Origin of the sequence: Halomonas sp. AOP43-D1-4, from assembly GCF_052446175.1 — a bacterium.
GTDB classification, from domain to species: domain Bacteria; phylum Pseudomonadota; class Gammaproteobacteria; order Pseudomonadales; family Halomonadaceae; genus Vreelandella; species Vreelandella citrativorans.
This window is the reverse complement of the sequence record NZ_JBQSVY010000002.1, coordinates 123,379-139,171: the sequence shown is the minus strand read 5'-3', so window position 1 is coordinate 139,171 and position 15,793 is coordinate 123,379. Positions and strand designations below refer to the sequence as shown.

General features: G+C 57.2%; 14 protein-coding genes and 1 pseudogene. 5 read left to right on the top strand and 10 right to left on the bottom strand.

Annotated elements, in window-relative coordinates; translation table 11 throughout:
- Positions 1 to 74: 74 nt before the first annotated feature.
- Genes ACT3RQ_RS02530 through mtnB form a run of 3 tightly spaced genes read right to left on the bottom strand, consistent with a single transcriptional unit; the run spans position 75 to position 1,961 of the window.
- Positions 75 to 623: a 1,2-dihydroxy-3-keto-5-methylthiopentene dioxygenase gene (locus ACT3RQ_RS02530; protein WP_444491157.1), complete on the bottom strand. Its 549-nt coding sequence runs from the start codon at positions 621 to 623 to the stop codon at positions 75 to 77.
- Positions 624 to 657: 34 nt separating this feature from the next.
- Complete coding sequence (gene mtnC / locus ACT3RQ_RS02525) at positions 658 to 1,377, bottom strand: acireductone synthase (protein ID WP_193054259.1); 720 nt, start codon at positions 1,375 to 1,377, stop codon at positions 658 to 660.
- Positions 1,374 to 1,961 carry a methylthioribulose 1-phosphate dehydratase gene (mtnB, locus tag ACT3RQ_RS02520; protein ID WP_193054260.1) on the bottom strand — a complete coding sequence of 196 codons (588 nt, stop codon included), beginning with the start codon at positions 1,959 to 1,961 and terminating at the stop codon, positions 1,374 to 1,376. The genes mtnC and mtnB overlap by 4 nt, the downstream gene beginning before the upstream one ends.
- 126 nt (positions 1,962 to 2,087) lie before the next feature.
- Here mtnB and mtnA point away from each other — a divergent pair, with 126 nt between their 5' ends.
- On the top strand, positions 2,088 to 3,104 hold the full coding sequence (gene mtnA, locus ACT3RQ_RS02515; protein ID WP_444639170.1) for an S-methyl-5-thioribose-1-phosphate isomerase: 1,017 nt from the start codon (positions 2,088 to 2,090) through the stop codon (positions 3,102 to 3,104).
- A gap of 12 nt (positions 3,105 to 3,116) precedes the next feature.
- On the opposite strand, the gene recQ is transcribed toward mtnA, so the two are convergent.
- The 7 genes from recQ to ACT3RQ_RS02480 form a co-directional block, all read right to left on the bottom strand.
- A complete protein-coding gene (recQ, locus tag ACT3RQ_RS02510; RefSeq protein ID WP_444679947.1) occupies positions 3,117 to 4,937 on the bottom strand; it encodes a DNA helicase RecQ in 1,821 nt (606 codons plus the stop codon).
- Between the two features lie 78 nt (positions 4,938 to 5,015).
- A complete protein-coding gene (locus ACT3RQ_RS02505) occupies positions 5,016 to 5,876 on the bottom strand; it encodes a carbohydrate ABC transporter permease (RefSeq protein ID WP_444639168.1) in 861 nt (286 codons plus the stop codon).
- Complete coding sequence (locus ACT3RQ_RS02500) at positions 5,873 to 6,757, bottom strand: carbohydrate ABC transporter permease (protein ID WP_441677532.1); 885 nt, start codon at positions 6,755 to 6,757, stop codon at positions 5,873 to 5,875. Before ACT3RQ_RS02500 ends, ACT3RQ_RS02505 begins: the two co-directional genes overlap by 4 nt.
- A 60-nt stretch (positions 6,758 to 6,817) precedes the next feature.
- Positions 6,818 to 8,098 (bottom strand): ABC transporter substrate-binding protein, encoded by a 1,281-nt coding sequence (locus ACT3RQ_RS02495; protein WP_444639167.1) that lies wholly within the window; start codon positions 8,096 to 8,098, stop codon positions 6,818 to 6,820.
- An 18-nt stretch (positions 8,099 to 8,116) separates the two neighbouring features.
- Positions 8,117 to 9,244 (bottom strand): ABC transporter ATP-binding protein, encoded by a 1,128-nt coding sequence (locus ACT3RQ_RS02490; RefSeq protein WP_444639166.1) that lies wholly within the window; start codon positions 9,242 to 9,244, stop codon positions 8,117 to 8,119.
- Between the two features lie 149 nt (positions 9,245 to 9,393).
- The gene (locus tag ACT3RQ_RS02485; RefSeq protein ID WP_444639165.1) at positions 9,394 to 10,341 is read right to left on the bottom strand and encodes a hydroxymethylglutaryl-CoA lyase; all 948 of its coding nucleotides are present in this window, start codon (positions 10,339 to 10,341) and stop codon (positions 9,394 to 9,396) included.
- 10 nt (positions 10,342 to 10,351) lie between these two features.
- A complete protein-coding gene (locus ACT3RQ_RS02480) occupies positions 10,352 to 11,557 on the bottom strand; it encodes a CaiB/BaiF CoA transferase family protein (protein ID WP_444679946.1) in 1,206 nt (401 codons plus the stop codon).
- A 150-nt stretch (positions 11,558 to 11,707) separates the two neighbouring features.
- Here ACT3RQ_RS02480 and ACT3RQ_RS02475 point away from each other — a divergent pair, with 150 nt between their 5' ends.
- From ACT3RQ_RS02475 to ACT3RQ_RS02460, 4 genes and pseudogenes are all read left to right on the top strand, one after another.
- Positions 11,708 to 12,610, top strand: coding sequence for a LysR family transcriptional regulator (locus tag ACT3RQ_RS02475; protein ID WP_444679945.1), 903 nt, complete (start codon positions 11,708 to 11,710; stop codon positions 12,608 to 12,610).
- A gap of 300 nt (positions 12,611 to 12,910) precedes the next feature.
- Positions 12,911 to 13,897, top strand: a pseudogene (locus ACT3RQ_RS02470) (TRAP transporter substrate-binding protein).
- A 57-nt stretch (positions 13,898 to 13,954) separates the two neighbouring features.
- Complete coding sequence (locus tag ACT3RQ_RS02465; protein WP_444679944.1) at positions 13,955 to 14,494, top strand: TRAP transporter small permease; 540 nt, start codon at positions 13,955 to 13,957, stop codon at positions 14,492 to 14,494.
- Positions 14,491 to 15,786: a TRAP transporter large permease gene (locus ACT3RQ_RS02460; RefSeq protein ID WP_444679943.1), complete on the top strand. Its 1,296-nt coding sequence runs from the start codon at positions 14,491 to 14,493 to the stop codon at positions 15,784 to 15,786. Before ACT3RQ_RS02465 ends, ACT3RQ_RS02460 begins: the two co-directional genes overlap by 4 nt.
- The last annotated feature ends 7 nt before the right edge of the window (positions 15,787 to 15,793 follow it).

The following is a 15,793-nucleotide window of genomic DNA, read 5'->3' as shown; positions in this document are numbered from 1 at the left end:
GCACGAAAAGCCTGAGGCCAGCGCAAAAAAGGACGCGGGAATTGAACCCGCGTCCTTTTAGTTACTGCCGATATTTACAGCTGATCAATCCGGTCAAACTTGCCAGCGATATCGCTCTCGGTCCAGTGGGGCACCCAGCCTTCTACGTTGTCGAAGAAACGCAGCGCGGTAAATTCAGGCGCGGGGCCCATATCGAACCAGTGGGGCGTGTTGGCGGGTACGCTGATCAGGTCGTTGCGGGTGCACAGCACCTGATACACCTTGTCGTCGATATGCAGGCAGAAAAGCCCTTGGCCTTTGACGAAAAAGCGCACTTCGTCCTCAAAGTGGCGATGTTCGTTTAAAAACTTCTGGCGCATGGCATCCTTTTCAGGATGCGTAGGCACCATGTGCAGCACATCCACCGTCTGGTAGCCGCCCTGGGCTTTTAGCCGCTCGATATCATCCTGGTAGAGCGCCAGAATATCGTCCTGAGTGGCGTCGTCGGCAATTTCGCCCGGCGTTGCCCAGCGTTCAAACAGCACGCCTACACGGTTGAGCTCAGTCTTGATCTGCTCGCCGTCGGTAATATCGACCAGCGCGTTGTTCGGGTCTTGATCGGCAAATACTTTAAGTTGTGACATTAAGGCGCTCTCCGCTAGTTAAAAGCTTGAACCGTTACAGATCGATCTCATCGAAGCTTGTCACGCAAGCGTGCTGTGTGCCTGCCTGGGTGCCTTCACGCACCAGTTGCAGCGTCTGCATGCCCGCCTGCTTGGCGGCATCCAATTCTCCTACCACATCGGATAGAAACAGGATTTCGTCGGCGGGAAGCTGTAGCTTGCTGACGATACGCTGATACGCCAAGGCTTCGCGTTTGTGGCCAATATGGGTGTCGAAATAGCCGCTAAACAGCGGGGTTAAATCGCCCTCTGTGCTGTAGCCAAACAGCAGCTTTTGCGCCTGCACGGAGCCTGATGAGTAAACATAAAGCTGCTTTCCGGCCTCTGCCCATTGGCGAAGGCGTGGGGCGACATCGCTATACAGATGCCCTTTAAAGGCGCCACGCTGGTAGCCATCAGCCCACATCATGCCCTGAAGCGCTTTGAGCGGCGTAACTTTTTGATCAGTTTCGATCCAGTAGAGCAGGGTTTCAACGACTTTATCCAGCGAGGCGTCCGGTTCATTGAGCTCATTGCGTACCGCGTCTATCTGCTCTTCCACATCAGGTTGGGCCGAGTGGGTGTACACATACTCGGGCAACTGATCATGAGCGTAGGGGAACAGCACCTTATGCACAAAGCTGATATCGGTGGTGGTGCCTTCGATATCGGTGACCACGGCGCGAATGCTGGTGTTATCAAGACTTGGCTTATTAACATCTGGATGATTGATCATTTGGACCACCGGCTCTCTTCAAGGACACAGGCAAGTAAAAACTCAATGGCTTCCAAATGGCGGCGACACTCGGCAATGCTGCTGCCCACGGCATAAATACCGTGGCCCGCCACCAGAAAGCCCCAGGGCATCGGCCAACCTGCCCGTACATGGTCGGCCAGCTCGCTCATATCCTGGGAGTTGGGGACCACCGGCAAGTGAATGGTGGCGTCATGCGTGCTATTACCCTGTAGCGCCTTTTGCATTTCAAAGCCGCTTAGCGCAATGCCTTCAGGAAAACGACGCGAAAGAACGGTGCTTGCCACGGTGTGGGTGTGCAGTACGCAGCCAATCTGTTCATCCATCCGATAAAGTGCCGCGTGAAGGTCGCTTTCGGCGCTGGGTTTGCCACTGCCTTCAAGTACGCGCCCTTCAAGGTCGCAAAGCAATAAGTCATCGGCTTGAATGTGCGTTTTATCACGGCCCGAGGCGGTGACCAGATAACCTTGCGGCACTCGGGCAGAAAAATTACCGCCCGTGGCGGGCGTCCAGCCTTGTTGGGCCGCCCAAGAGATCGCTGCTAGCAGTTCGTCTTGTAATGTCATCGTAGGGTCAGTATCGCGTCGCTTTCAAAGGCTTTCATTCTATATGATATGCTCCGCGGCTGATAAGCCATGCGCCGTATTCGTTCTTTCCATACGTTCTTTATCGCAGTACTCAAGGAGCCCCTGATGCCTCATCTTCAGTCACGCAGTTTACGGGTGTACGCCGACTCGCTTGAGTACTTGGATCAGACTCGCCTGCCGCAGGCCGAAACGTGGGTACGCTGTGCAAGCCCAGAAGATTGGCAGGTGGCGGTAAAAAGCCTGGCGATTCGCGGCGCGCCATTAATCGGCCTGAGTGCGGCCTTTGTGCTGGCGCAGTATGCCGCGCAACATCCAGGGCAGGAGAGCGAATGGCAGCTGGTAAGTGATCACTTACGGGCTACGCGCCCCACGGCAGTTAATTTGATGTACTGCCTGGATGCCATGGAGGCCTGCTTTGCTCAAGGGCCGGCTGCGCTTGCTGAGCGCGCCGCCATGCTGTTTGAAGAGGACCGCGAGCTGTGTTTGCAGATGGCCGAGCGCGGCGCGGACTTACTGAATGACGGCGAGCGAGTGCTTACTCACTGCAATACCGGCGCCCTGGCGACGGCCGGTGTCGGCACGGCGATTGGCGCGCTGGCGGTCGCCAAAAAGCGCGGCGTAGCGCTGCATGTGTACGTTAACGAAACCCGCCCGCTGCTTCAGGGCGGCCGATTAACCGCCTGGGAAATGGCCGACCTGGATATTGCGTATCAACTGATTGCCGACAGCATGGCGGCAAGCCTGATGGCCGCCGGCAAAGTGGATAAAGTGATGGTCGGTGCCGACCGCATCTGCGCCAACGGCGACTTCGCCAATAAAGTGGGCACTTACATGCTGGCAGTGGTCGCCAACTACCATAAGGTGCCGTTCTACGTAGTGGCGCCCTACACCACGGTAGACAAAGCTTGCGCCACTGGCGATGACATTCCGATCGAGCAGCGCGACGCCGCAGAAATACGTGGAGCCACCGGGGCATTCGGGGAGGTCGTCTGGGCGCCGGAGAATGCGCCGGTGTGGAATCCTTCTTTTGATGTTACGCCCGCCGCGCTAGTCACCGGCTGGGTGCTGGATACCGGCGTGTTTGACCAAGCCGCTATCGCCCGTGGAGAACACTGCCGGTAACGGCCTCTGTACTTAAAGCGTGGCATCCGCGTGGGTTTGAATCACCGCTAGAAAGCCTTCGCCGTAATCCTCAAGCTTGCGGGCGCCAATGCCAGAGATAGCGCCGAGTGCCTGCAAACTATGCGGCTTCTGTTCGGTCATTTCGGCAAGCGTGGCGTCGTGGAAGATAACGTAGGCAGGCACCCCCTGGGCTTCGGCAAGCGCTTTGCGGTGCTGGCGCAGGGCTTCCCACAAAGGGCCGTGGCCGGGTGCTGCCGAATTGCTCTTGCTGCCGCGCCGGGCGGTCCTGGTTTTACTGGGCTTGCGCAGGGTTAGCGGTTGCTCGCCGCGTAGCACCGGCTTGGCGTCTGCCGTTAAGCGAATCCCTCCATGACCTTCCATGTCCACGCTTAGAAAGCCGCTGGCGATCAATTGGCGAAACAGCGCCTTCCATTCGTTGGCCGAGAGATCCTTGCCGATGCCAAAGGTGCTGATCTTGTCGTGACCAAAGCGGGTGATGCGTTCGTTGCTTTTACCCAGCAACACGTCCACCAAGTAGGTGACGCCGAAGCGCTGCTCGGTGCGGTAGACACACGACAACGCTTTTTGCGCGGCCACCGTGGCGTCCCAGGTCTCAGGCGGCGTCAGGCAGTTGTCGCAGTTACCGCAGGGCGCATCCAAATGATCGCCGAAGTAGTGCAAAAGCGCCTGGCGGCGGCAACTGATGATCTCGCAAAGCCCCAGCATGGCATCGAGCTTTTGCTGCTCGATGCGCTTTTGGTGATCATCTGCGCTGGAGTCCTGCTGCATCTGACGCAGCGTAATCACATCCTGCAAGCCGTAAGCCATCCACGCATCGGCGTGGAGGCCATCACGCCCGGCGCGGCCGGTTTCCTGATAGTAAGCTTCAATGCTCTTGGGCAGGTTGAGGTGGGCGACAAAGCGCACGTCCGGCTTGTCGATGCCCATACCAAAGGCGATGGTGGCCACTACCACCACACCATCTTCGCGCAGAAAACGCGTCTGGTGATGCTGGCGCTGCTCGGCGGGAAGTCCAGCGTGATAGGGCAGCGCGGTTAGCCCCTGGCGCTCAAGCCAGGCGGCGGTGTCATCTACCTTGCGCCGAGATAGGCAGTACACAATCCCGGCTTCGCCATTATGATTTTCGCGGATAAAGCGCAGCAACTGCTCACGGGCGTTGCCCTGATTTTCAGCGATATGGTAGCGGATGTTGGGGCGGTCAAAGCCGCTGTTATAAAGCGCCGCATCTTGAAGCTGCAGATGCTCAACGATATCGCCTCGCGTGGGTACATCGGCGGTGGCCGTCAGTGCAATGCGCGGCACCTGGGGAAAGCGCTGATGAAGCTGAGAGAGCTGGCGATACTCAGGGCGGAAGTCATGGCCCCATTGGGAAACGCAGTGGGCCTCGTCAATCGCAAACAGGGCAATCCGGGCCTGCTCAAAAAGCGCCTGCATACGCGGCATGGCGAGCCGCTCGGGCGCAACATACAGAAGATCCAGCTCGCCTGAGCGCAGGTGATTCTCCACCTCGACCGCCTCATGGTAATCAAGGCTGGAGTTGAGATACGCAGCGCGTACGCCGTTCTGAACCAGTGCCGCCACCTGATCCTGCATTAACGCGATGAGTGGAGAAATCACAATGGCGGTGCCGTCGCGCAACAGCGCAGGAATCTGGTAGCACAGTGATTTGCCACCGCCGGTGGGCATCAATACCAGTGCATCGCCACCGGCAACCACATGATCAATAATCGCCTGCTGCGGGCCGCGAAAGCTGTCGTAGCCAAAGACTTCCTGCAACACCTTGAGGGCCGCCGGGTTGGGTTCGCCGTGCATCCTCGCTCTCCTTTTTGCCGAGCGGGGATTGTCGCACGAAAAGCCTCTTGCCCGTTGGTTAGGGTTCTCGTACTAAGCCTAACGGATGCCAGCCCGTAGGAAAGACTGCACAAACTGGCGCTGAAAAAGCAGAAACGCGACTAACAGCGGCGCGATGCTGATTAACGTGGCCGCGCTGACCGTTGCCCAGTTAACGCCCGTTTCCGGGGCAGAGAATACGCCCAAGCCAACGGTTAACGTGCGGCTTTCCACCGAGTTGGTGACCACCAGTGGCCATAAAAAGTTGTTCCAGTGGTGGCTAATGGAAACCAGTCCATAGGCCAGGTAGGTAGGCTTGGCCAACGGTACGTAGACCTTCCAGAGAATTTCCAGCCAGTTGCAGCCCTCAATGCGCGCGGCATCTTCAAGCTCGCGGGGAATGGTCTTAAACGTCTGGCGTAATAGAAAAATGCCAAAGGCGCTGGCCACATAAGGCAGGCCAATACCGGTGATGGTATTGATTAACCCCAGCTCGCTGGCGATACGGTAGTTCTCCACGATCAGCACTTCGGGAAAGACAAACAGCTGAATCAGCACCAGCATAAACAGCAGGTTTTTACCCGGAATGGGAAACCGTGCAAAGGCAAAGGCTGCCAGCGTGCACACCACAAATTGGCCCAATACCACGCCGGTAACCAGGGCAAAGGTGTTGAAGTAATAGCGGGCGAAGGGCGCCTGCGCCCAGGCGTTAACGAAATTATCCAGCGTCAGGGGGGCGAATAGATCAAAACGCACCATAAATTCGCTGGGGTGGAAGGCCGCCCAAAAAGCGTACAACAGCGGAAAAATCCAAATCACCGCCAATAGCCACGCCGCCAGAGTTTCAAGCGATGGCAGTGATAGTTGGCGAGATCGAGGCGCAGGCTTTTTGGCGCTTGAGTGTATTGTCGTTGAACTCATTGGTAGTGCGTCCTGCGGTCCAGAATCGTGAACTTCAGCGTGGCGACCACCGCAAGTACCAGCAGAATCACCACTGTGATGGTGGCCGCTGTGGTGCGATCAAAAAACGAGAAGGCATTTTCGTAGACGTAATACAGCAACAGGTTGGTCGCGTTATTGGGGCCGCCCTTGGTCAGAATAAACAGGTGATCAACCACGCGTACCGCATTGATTAATGCGTTGATCAGCACAAACAGCGTGGTGGGCATTAATAGCGGAAACGTCACTCGCCAGAAGAAGCTCCAGCGGCTGGTGCCTTCAAGATCGGAGGCTTCTTTTAGCTCGGGCGGAATGCCTTGAAGCGCCGCGAGATAAAAAATCATAAAAAAGCCGGCTTCTTTCCAGACCGACATCACCATCACCGAGCCCAGCGCGACGCTTGGGTCGCCCAGCCAATTCACTCCGGAAAACCCCAACGCCCCGAGCAGCTTGTTAAACAGGCCAATTTGCGGGGCGTAGAAAAACATCCAGATATTGGCTGCGGCAATCATGGGCAAAATAGTTGGTGTGAAGTAGGCCATACGCACAAGGCCGCGCCCCGGTAGTTTGCCGTTGACGAACAACGCCATACCCAACGCCAAGGCGATGGAGGCGGGGATTGTGCCCAACGCGTAGATCAAGTTATTGCGCGCCACCTTCCAGAACTTGGCGTCATCGAACAAAAAACGATAATTCTCAAGCCCGACAAATTCCGGCGGGGCACCGCGAAAGCCGGGCAGAAACAGGCTTTGAATCACAGTCGTAATCGTGGGCAGGTACGCAAAAGTGGCTAACAGCACGGCGGCGGGCAGTAACAGCAGTGCGCCATACATCTGCATTTTGTGGTGGGCGGTTAATGCCATGGGTAACGGCCACTTATAGGAAACGCCGGGGCGAACCCCGGCGAATGGGTAAGAAAGGGCTTAACGTGCGTAACGCCGCAGTATGGCGTCCGCTTCCTGCTGGGCCTGGTTAAGCGCGGCTTCCGGTTCCATCTGGCCGGTTAATGCTGCCTGAACGGCGTTATCCAGCGTGCGACGAATGCGGCCACCCTGATAGGTGGAAAGCTCGGCAGTACCATATTCCAGCTGGTCGCGGGCAACGGCAGCGGGCGGGAAACTCTCCACGTATTCGCGCAGCGCGTCAGTCTCGTAAGCGGCGGGGCTAACGCCCATGTAGCCTGTTTCAATTGACCAGTCGGCGGCGCGCTCGGGTGCGGTCATCCAGCGGATAAACGTCATCGCAGCGCGCTGCTCCTCTTCAGAGGCATCTTTAAAGACGTAGAAGTTGCCGCCGCCGGTGGGGCTGCCGCGCTGGGTGTTCATGGGCAGCATGGCGACGCCAAAATCAAAATCGGCTTCATTGCGCACGGCGGTTAGATTGCCGGTGGTATGCCACATCATGGCGGTCGATTGCTCAAGGAAGTTCTGGCGCAGCGTGCCCCATTCGATGGTGCCATCCGGCATGGCGTCATGTTCGGTTGCTAGTGACACCCAGTACTCAAGCGCTTCAACGGCGGCGGGATCATTAAAATAGACCTCGGTGCCGTCTTCGCTCATCAAGCGGTGGCCGTTCTGAAATGCGAACGCCTGGAACATCCAGTACGGGTAGCCGGTAGACGGCACCATCACGCCCCACTGCTCCCCGTTGGAGGCTTCGCGAATCGTTGCCGCCATCTCGGCCATTTCCTGCCAGTTTTCTGGCGGGGTTTCAGGGTCTAAACCGGCCGCTTCAAAGGCGTCCTTGTTCCAGAACAGCACAATGGTGGAGCGCTGGAAAGGTATGCCGTAGGTGTTGCCATCCAACTGGCCGTTTTCCATCAAACCGGGGTAGAAACCGTCAAGCCAGTTGCGCTCTTCATCGGTTTCGACCAGATCATCGAACGCCACGATGGCGTCCTGCTCAACCAGTTCGTAAAGATCAATCGAGAACATCACCGATAGCTGCGGTGTATCGCCTGACTCAATTGCCGACATGGTGCGCACGCGGGTGTCGTCGTAGTTGCCGGCGTAGATGGCTTCTACTGAAATGTCGGGATGCTCGCTCTCAAACTCGGCCACTAAGTCGTCAATGACGTTAGTCAGCGCGCCGCCCACTGAAACCGGGTAGTACATGGTCAGGTCAACGGTGTTCGCGTTGACTTGGGTGGCGCTTAACATGCCAGCCACAAGCGCGGTGGTAGCGAACGGGATACGCAAACGCATAAAAAGACTCCACGAATATCAGTGTTGGAAAGAGCCCACCGCCGGTGGACGAGAAACGACGCGAGGCGAGCCTGGTAATGCACTTGGCAAAACGCTATCCAGACGTAAACCGTTATTCGCAAACAAGTGGGCGTTTTCTGGCGCCCAATAGAGCCGACAAGCGCCGTCAGTCAGAGCGGGTTTGCCATTGATGCGTACGCGTAGGCTGTGCCCGCCCACCGCCACATGGACAATCGTGTCGGCGCCTAAATACTCCTCGCTAAGTACGGTGGCCAGCACGCCTGGCTCCGACGCCGGACGCAGCTCAATATCTTCCGGGCGAATACCTAGCTGACCGCCAACGGCTTCCAGCGGTGCTACCGTGGTGGTTGGCTCGCCGTCGATAACAGCGCCTTGGTCGCCTTTAACAAGTGGCAGCAAGTTCATGGCAGGACTCCCTATAAAGCTAGCGGCAAAGGCGCTGGCAGGCTGGTTATAAAGCGCGTCAGGCGACCCGTCCTGAACGATGCGGCCGTGCTGCATCAGAATCACGCGGTCCCCCATGCTCATGGCCTCGACCTGATCGTGGGTCACGTAAATCACCGTCATATTCAGGCGGCTTTGTAGCGCCTTGATTTCCCGGCGCATATCGCTGCGCAGCCGCGCATCCAGATTGGAGAGTGGCTCATCCATCAAGCAGATCGGGTGTTCCGAGATAACCGAACGGGCCAGCGCCACCCGCTGGCGCTGGCCGCCAGAGAGTTGGGCAGGTTTCCGGTTCAGGTAATCGGTAAGGTCGACAAGCTCAGCCACCTTGGCCAGCCGCTCGCGCTGTTCAGCTTTAGGCACTTTGCGGCTGCGCAGGCCAAACACGATATTGTCGGCAACGCTTAGATGCGGGAACAGCGCATAGGATTGAAACACCATGCTTAAGCCACGGTCGCCCGGCGGCAGGCGCGTAACGTCACGCTCACCAATATGGATCTGCCCGTCGCTTGCCTCTTCCAGGCCTGCAATCATGCGCAGTGTGGTGGATTTCCCACAACCTGAAGGGCCCAGCAGAATGACAAACTGGCCGGGCGTTACGTCGAAGGAAATCTCATCGACCGCAGCGGTCGCACCCCACCGCTTGGTGACGCGATCCAAGCGGATTCGCGATTGATTCATAACACACATCACCAGCTGTTGGTTATTGTTGGTCAGCTTGCGTTGAAGGTGTTGCTGTTGTGTGACGTTTATATGGCAAAGTTGTGTCGGGTAATAGTTATATAGCTCTTTTAGCTAAAGATCTCAATGTAGCCTGAGACTAGTGCCGTTCATTGTTGAAGAGCTGATGCTGGCATCGCATAACGCCGCGTCGATTTACCCGCTTTCACCACCTGCCCCGGTACCTCATGGCCGATAAGCTCGGGGAGAGTAGCGGCGACGTTAAGCAGGGCGTCCAGGTCAACACCGGTGTTCACGCCCATGGCTTCGAACATATGCACTAAATCTTCGGTGCATACGTTGCCGGTGGCGCCGGGGGCAAAGGGGCAGCCGCCCAGGCCGCCGAGTGCTGAGTCGAAGCGGGTAATCCCTGCCTGCCAGGCTGCTAGGGCATTGGCCAGGCCCATGCCGCGAGTGTTGTGAAAATGCAGGGTAAACGGCGTTTCAGGCCAGCGCTCAAGTACCGCTTCACACAGGCGTTTGACCTGGGCCGGGTTGGCCATGCCGGTGGTGTCGCACAGCGTTACCCCTTGGATGCCCAGCGCTATCAGCTTTTCAACCAGTTCCAGCACCCGCGCTTCGGGCACTTCGCCTTCAAAGGGGCAACCAAAGGTGGTGGAGAGTGAGGCGTTGATAAACACGCCGCTGCCCTGTGTCACGTCCAGGATAGCCGAAAATTGTTCAAGGGATTGCTCGGGCGTCATGCGCAGGTTGGCCAGGCCGTGGCTGTCGCTTGCCGACATTACCAGATTGATCTCATCGACGTTGCAGGCAAGCGCGCGTTCGGCACCTTTTACGTTGGGCACCAGCACGGTGATATCTACGCCTGCCCGGCGCTGAAGGCTGGTAACAACGTCGGCGGCATCGCGCAGGTTGGGAATCGCTTTAGGGGAGGTAAATGATGTCGCCTCGATGCGCTTGAGGCCCGTGGTGGAGAGGGCGTCAATCCAGCGGATTTTTTCTTCTGTAGGCACAAAACGCGCTTCAATTTGTAGGCCGTCACGGGGGGCGACTTCGTTGATCTCGATTCTCAAAGGGCAGGGTGATAACTGGCTCATAACAAACTCCTTAAATGATGCCTGCCTGGCGCAGTTTGGTGCGGGTTTCTTGATCGATACCCAGCTCGTCCAGTACGTCGTCGGTGTGTTGACCAAGGTTCGGGCCGCCATTGCCCAGGCGCCCGGGCGTGGCGCTTAGCTTGGGCAGTACACCGGGCACTTTGAGCGGCTGGCCGTTGGGGCGGGTAAAGGTTTGGATCATCTCCCGCGCCAGGTAGTGGGGATCAAAGGCGATATCTTCAGCGGTGTAGGGGTAGCCGGCGGGCACCCGGGCATCGTCTAGGGCCTGTAGAATGGCGTCCCGCGGGCGTTCTAGCGTCCAGGCTTCAATGGCTGCATCAATCATGGTGGCTTGCTGGCTGCGCCCATCGTTATGGGCAAGTGCTGGGTCGCTTCCTAAATCCTCGCGGCCAATCACGCCCATCAAGCGTTTAAAGATGCTGTCGCCATTGCCAGCGATAAGCACGTAGTCGCCGTTCAGGCAGCGGTAGGCGTTTGAAGGCGTAATGCCGGGAAGGGCGCTGCCGCTGGGCTCGCGGACCTGGCCGCTGGCATCAAATTCCGGCAGCAGGCTTTCCATCATGGCAAATACTGATTCATACAGAGCGACATCAATTTCCTGGCCAAGGCCGCTGCGGTTTCGCTCTTGAAGGGCCAGCAAGGTGCCGATCACCGCGTAAAGGGCGGAAAGCGAGTCGCCGATGCTCACGCCCACCCGCACGGAGGGTTCGTCCGGCTGGCCGGTAAGGTAGCGCAGCCCACCCATTGCTTCGCCAATTACGCCAAAACCGGGCTTGTCGCGGTAGGGGCCGGTCTGCCCGTAACCCGAAATATGCACCATGATCAGCCGTGGGTTGAGGGCTGATAACGCTTCCCAACCTAGCCCCCAACTTTCAAGCGTGCCGGGGCGAAAATTCTCCACGACCACGTCTGCCTCGGCGGCAAGCTGGCGCACCAGGGCCTGGCCCTCTTCGCTGCGTAAGTCCAGCGCCACTGAGCGCTTGTTGCGGGTCTGCACGTGCCACCAAAGCGAGGTGCCGTCTTCAATCATTCGCCATTTGCGAAGTGGGTCGCCGGTGCCGGGCGGCTCAATCTTGATTACGTCAGCGCCAAACTCACCCAGCAGTTTGGTGGCGAAGGGGCCGGCAATCAGCTGGCCTAGCTCAAGTACTTTTAGGTCCTGTAAGGGAAGCTTACGCGCTTCAGGAGCGTTCATTAAGGCTCTCCTCTACTTGTCGTTATTCGTAGTGAGCGCCAGCATGGGGCAGCCGTTTAGAGGCGACAATTAGGCAATGGGTAACAAAGGGTTCGTGGCTGGCGAAGGTATGCGCTAGCATGGGCAGACTGTTAGTTAAGAGATTTGATCATGCGCCGCTTCGACTTTGTCACCCTTAAACTGTTTATTTCTGTGGCAGATGAAGGACGCCTGACGGCAGCGGCCGAACGTGAGCATTTAGCGCTTGCTGCGGTGAGTAAGCGGATTAGCGACCTTGAGGCGCTGGTCGGGACGACGTTGCTTTATCGCCGCCCCAGAGGCGTTGAGCTAACCCCCGCTGGCCAAGCGTTTCTGCACCACGCTCGACGCATTATGGATAATATCGAGCGCCTGGAAGCGGAGCTAAGTGAATATGGCGAAGGGGTGCGCGGCCATGTGCGCATCCACTCCAACACCTCGGCCATTATTGCGTTTCTTCCCCAGGATCTCAGCACTTTCTCTCACCACTATCCCGATATTAAAATCGACCTGCAGGAGCGGGTGAGTAGTGAAATTGTGGCCGCCGTGCGCGATGGATTGACCGATATCGGCATCTTCGCGGGGCATGTCGCGGCACCTGACCTCCAACAGCTTTCGTACCGGAATGACCGGCTGGTATTGGTAACGCCTGGCAATCACCCGCTGGCGGCGCGTGAAAGTATTGCCTTCAATGAGGCGCTCGACTTCGATTTTATCGGCCTCCAGCAGGATGCCTCGCTGCAAGCACTACTGCATGAACAAGCCAATATTGCTGGCAAGGCGTTACGGATGCGCATTCAGGTGCGTAGCTTCGATGCCATTTGCCGCATGATTCATCATGGGATGGGCGTGGGCATACTGCCTGAAAAGACCATCTATCGTGAATTGGGGGATCTGGAGTTGAAAAGCATTCCGCTTAGCGACCCTTGGGCGCAGCGCGAACTGGTGATCGGTATGCGCCGTTACGCCACCCTGCCGGCCACTGCCCGTCATTTAGTGGATCATCTGATTAAGGCTGAAACGACGCCTTCTTAAATGCCACGCATCCCCCTTCGGGTTCGTGTTTGGAGAAAGCTTATTAGCATTCTGAGCCCTCCCTTATAGGCTGGCCCCTGAATAAACATGGCTAACGACTGCCAACGCCTCTCCATCTTTAGTCGTATGCTGTTTTACGAGAGCCCTCAAACGCCCGCTGCCATGGGGTCTCCAGCCATCGTATTTTGCGAAGTCAGCCTTCTTGAACGTCGATTTGAGCGTACCGGCGGCTTGTTTCAAGATCGATAGAACAACATCGCACCATCCTGCCTATAACGACAAATTGAGAGAGTACATCTCATGCAAAAATCACTGTTTGCCACGCTCACCGCGTTAGGCATTTTAGCGGTTGCTCCCTTCGCGCTGGCCAACCCGATTGAAATTCAAGTTAACAACACCATGAGTGAAGGCGGCTCTGAAAGTGCAGCGGTTGAACGCTTTGCGGAGTATCTGGAAGAGCAGGCGCCGGGGCGCTTCAACGTACGGCCTTTCCTTGCGGGCTCCTTGGGCGGTGAAGATTCCGTACTGGAGCTGCTCAACCTGGGCCAGACCCAGCTTTCACTCACCGGTGGCAACTGGCGCCAGCAATATGCGCCGGAGTACGACGCCATTACCGTGCCCTTCCTGTTCACGACCTAGGATGAGGTAGACAGCTATATCGATAGCCCATCGGGCCAGACGCTGATCGAACAGGCAGAACAGCAGGGCGGTCTCAAGTTTCTGGGTGTTCAGCACCGTGGCCCGCGTCATATGACCGCCAATAAAGAAATCCATACGCCAGAAGATTTGCAAGGCTTCCGGCTACGCCTGCCGTCATTACCGATCTGGCTAGAGGTCTGGGAGGAACTGGGCGCGCAGGTAGTGAACGTGCCCGCGCCGGAAATCTATCTCGCCATGCAGACCCGCCAGGTTGATGGCCACGAAAACTCCCTCTCTTCGCCCTACACGCGGCGCTTGTGGGAAGTGCAGGACTATCTCATTACCACCAGCCACGTGCAGTTCCCCTGGAGCTGGGTTGCCAGCGCGCGTTGGTGGGACGGCTTGGAGGAAGAGGATCAGGCGCTGATTTCTGAGGCGGTTGATGTCGCTCGTGCCTACGGCATCGAGCAGGAGCTCGAACTGGATGATTTTTATCTGGATGCCCTTCAGGAAGAGGGTATGACGGTTGTCCAGCCGGATACTGAAGCCTTCCGTGAAGCGGCCATGCCCGCCATTGATCGTGTGCTGTCAGAAATGGCCGACGGTGTACGCGACGACGCTATCAGCGCGAGCCAAGCAAGCGACTGATCATCACCAGGTGGAGGCATGATGATGCCGCCACCGTCTTAGGTAAGGAGTTATCTTGTGGATGGAGCACTGCCACCCGCAAACGGAGCCGATCGTTTGGCTTTTTATACCCTGCGCTATGTCACCCGCCTATGCGATGCCGTGGGTATAGCGCTATTAGTCGGCATTTTAGGCTTGATCGTGGCCGCCGTGGTTGCCCGCGATTTGCTCAACTGGGGCATGCCCTGGAGCGAGGAAGTCGTCTCGCTGCTGGCTATTTACGCCATTGGTTTTGGCTCGATCTCCGCTTGGGTACGTAGCGACCATCTGGTCGTGGACCTGTTTAGCCACCGGCTTGGTGCGCTGGGCCATCAAGTGCAGTATCGGCTGACGGCCATTATCTCCGTCGGTTTTTTTGTGCTGGCGAGCTGGGGCGCCTGGATCATGTCCGATATGAGCGCCAATAATAAAACAGTCTCGTTGAGTATCAGCTTCTCCTATCTCTATTACGGCTTGTTATTCAGTTTTGTTGCCATGGCGCTGATCGCCACTTGGCAAACCTTACGCGGTCCCGTTACGTGGTTGAATAAGCCCGCACACGAGGAGATAACGCCATGATGGAACTTGCGATATTCGTCGGCGGGCTGCTGCTGTTAATGATGATCGGCCTGCCCGTGGTGGTGTCGATTGGGGTTACCTCGTTTATTGCGCTGGCGGTAACCGGAGCTGGCGGTTTGCCGGTTGAGCTGCTTTCGCTGCGCATGGTGCAAACGCTTAATAATTTCACCTTGATGGCGATTCCGTTGTTTATCCTGGCGGCCAACATCATGAACCTGGGCTCGACCACCACCCGAATATTTGATTTTGCGACGGCTTTGGTGGGCTTTACCAAAGGTGGGCTAGGCCACGCCAACGTAGTGGCGAGTTCTATCTTTGCCACCATGTCCGGCACGGCGGTGGCTGATGCCGCAGGGCTTGGCAGTATCGAAATCAAGGCGATGAAAGAGCGCGGCTATGCCTTGGACTATACGACCGGAATTACCGCGGCATCGAACGTGGTTGGCCCGATTCTGCCGCCGAGTATTGCGCTGGTGGTTTACGGCTGGCTCGCCAATGTAAGTATCGGCGGGCTCTTTATGGCGGGGTTGGTGCCGGGTATTTTAATGGCGCTACTGCTCATGGGCATGACCGTTTTACTCGGCGCCACAGGGAAAGTCGTGATGCCTGCTCCCGTACCGTTTGATGCAGCTGAAGTCGTACGAACCGGTAAGCGGGCTATTTTACCCTTGATGATGCCTGCAATCATCGTTGGCGGTATTTGGGGCGGCTTCTTCACACCAACTGAAGCCGGCGCAATTGCCTCGCTGTATGCGGTGATACTGGGCGGGGTGATCTATCGCGACTTGAGTTTGAAAAGCCTGTACGACGCCTTTCGCCGTACGCTGATGTTCAGCGCGGTCATTCTGCTGATCATTGCGGTATCAAGCTTTTATGGCTGGATTCTGGTGCGTATGGGCATTCCCCAAGCGCTGGCTGGTCAAGTGGCCAGTATCGATATGCCCACTATTGCGCTGCTGATATGCTTTGCGCTGTTCTTCCTGCTGATCGGCTGCTTTATGTCGGTGATTGAAAGCATCCTGATCTTTACCCCCATTGTGGTGCCTGCCGCGTTGAGTGCAGGCTTGGACCCGATACATTTCGGTATCGTGATGGTGATTACCCTCTCGGTCGGGGTCATTACGCCGCCGTTCGGCACGGTGCTGTTCATGATGGTAGGCATTACCCGGCTGCGTTACGGCCAGGTGGTTAAGGCAGTACTGCCGTTTTTGCTGCCGATTATGGCGGCCATTCTACTGTTGATTGCTGTGCCGGGATTGGCCACTTGGCTGCCTGGCGTGATGGGGTATTGATATGACT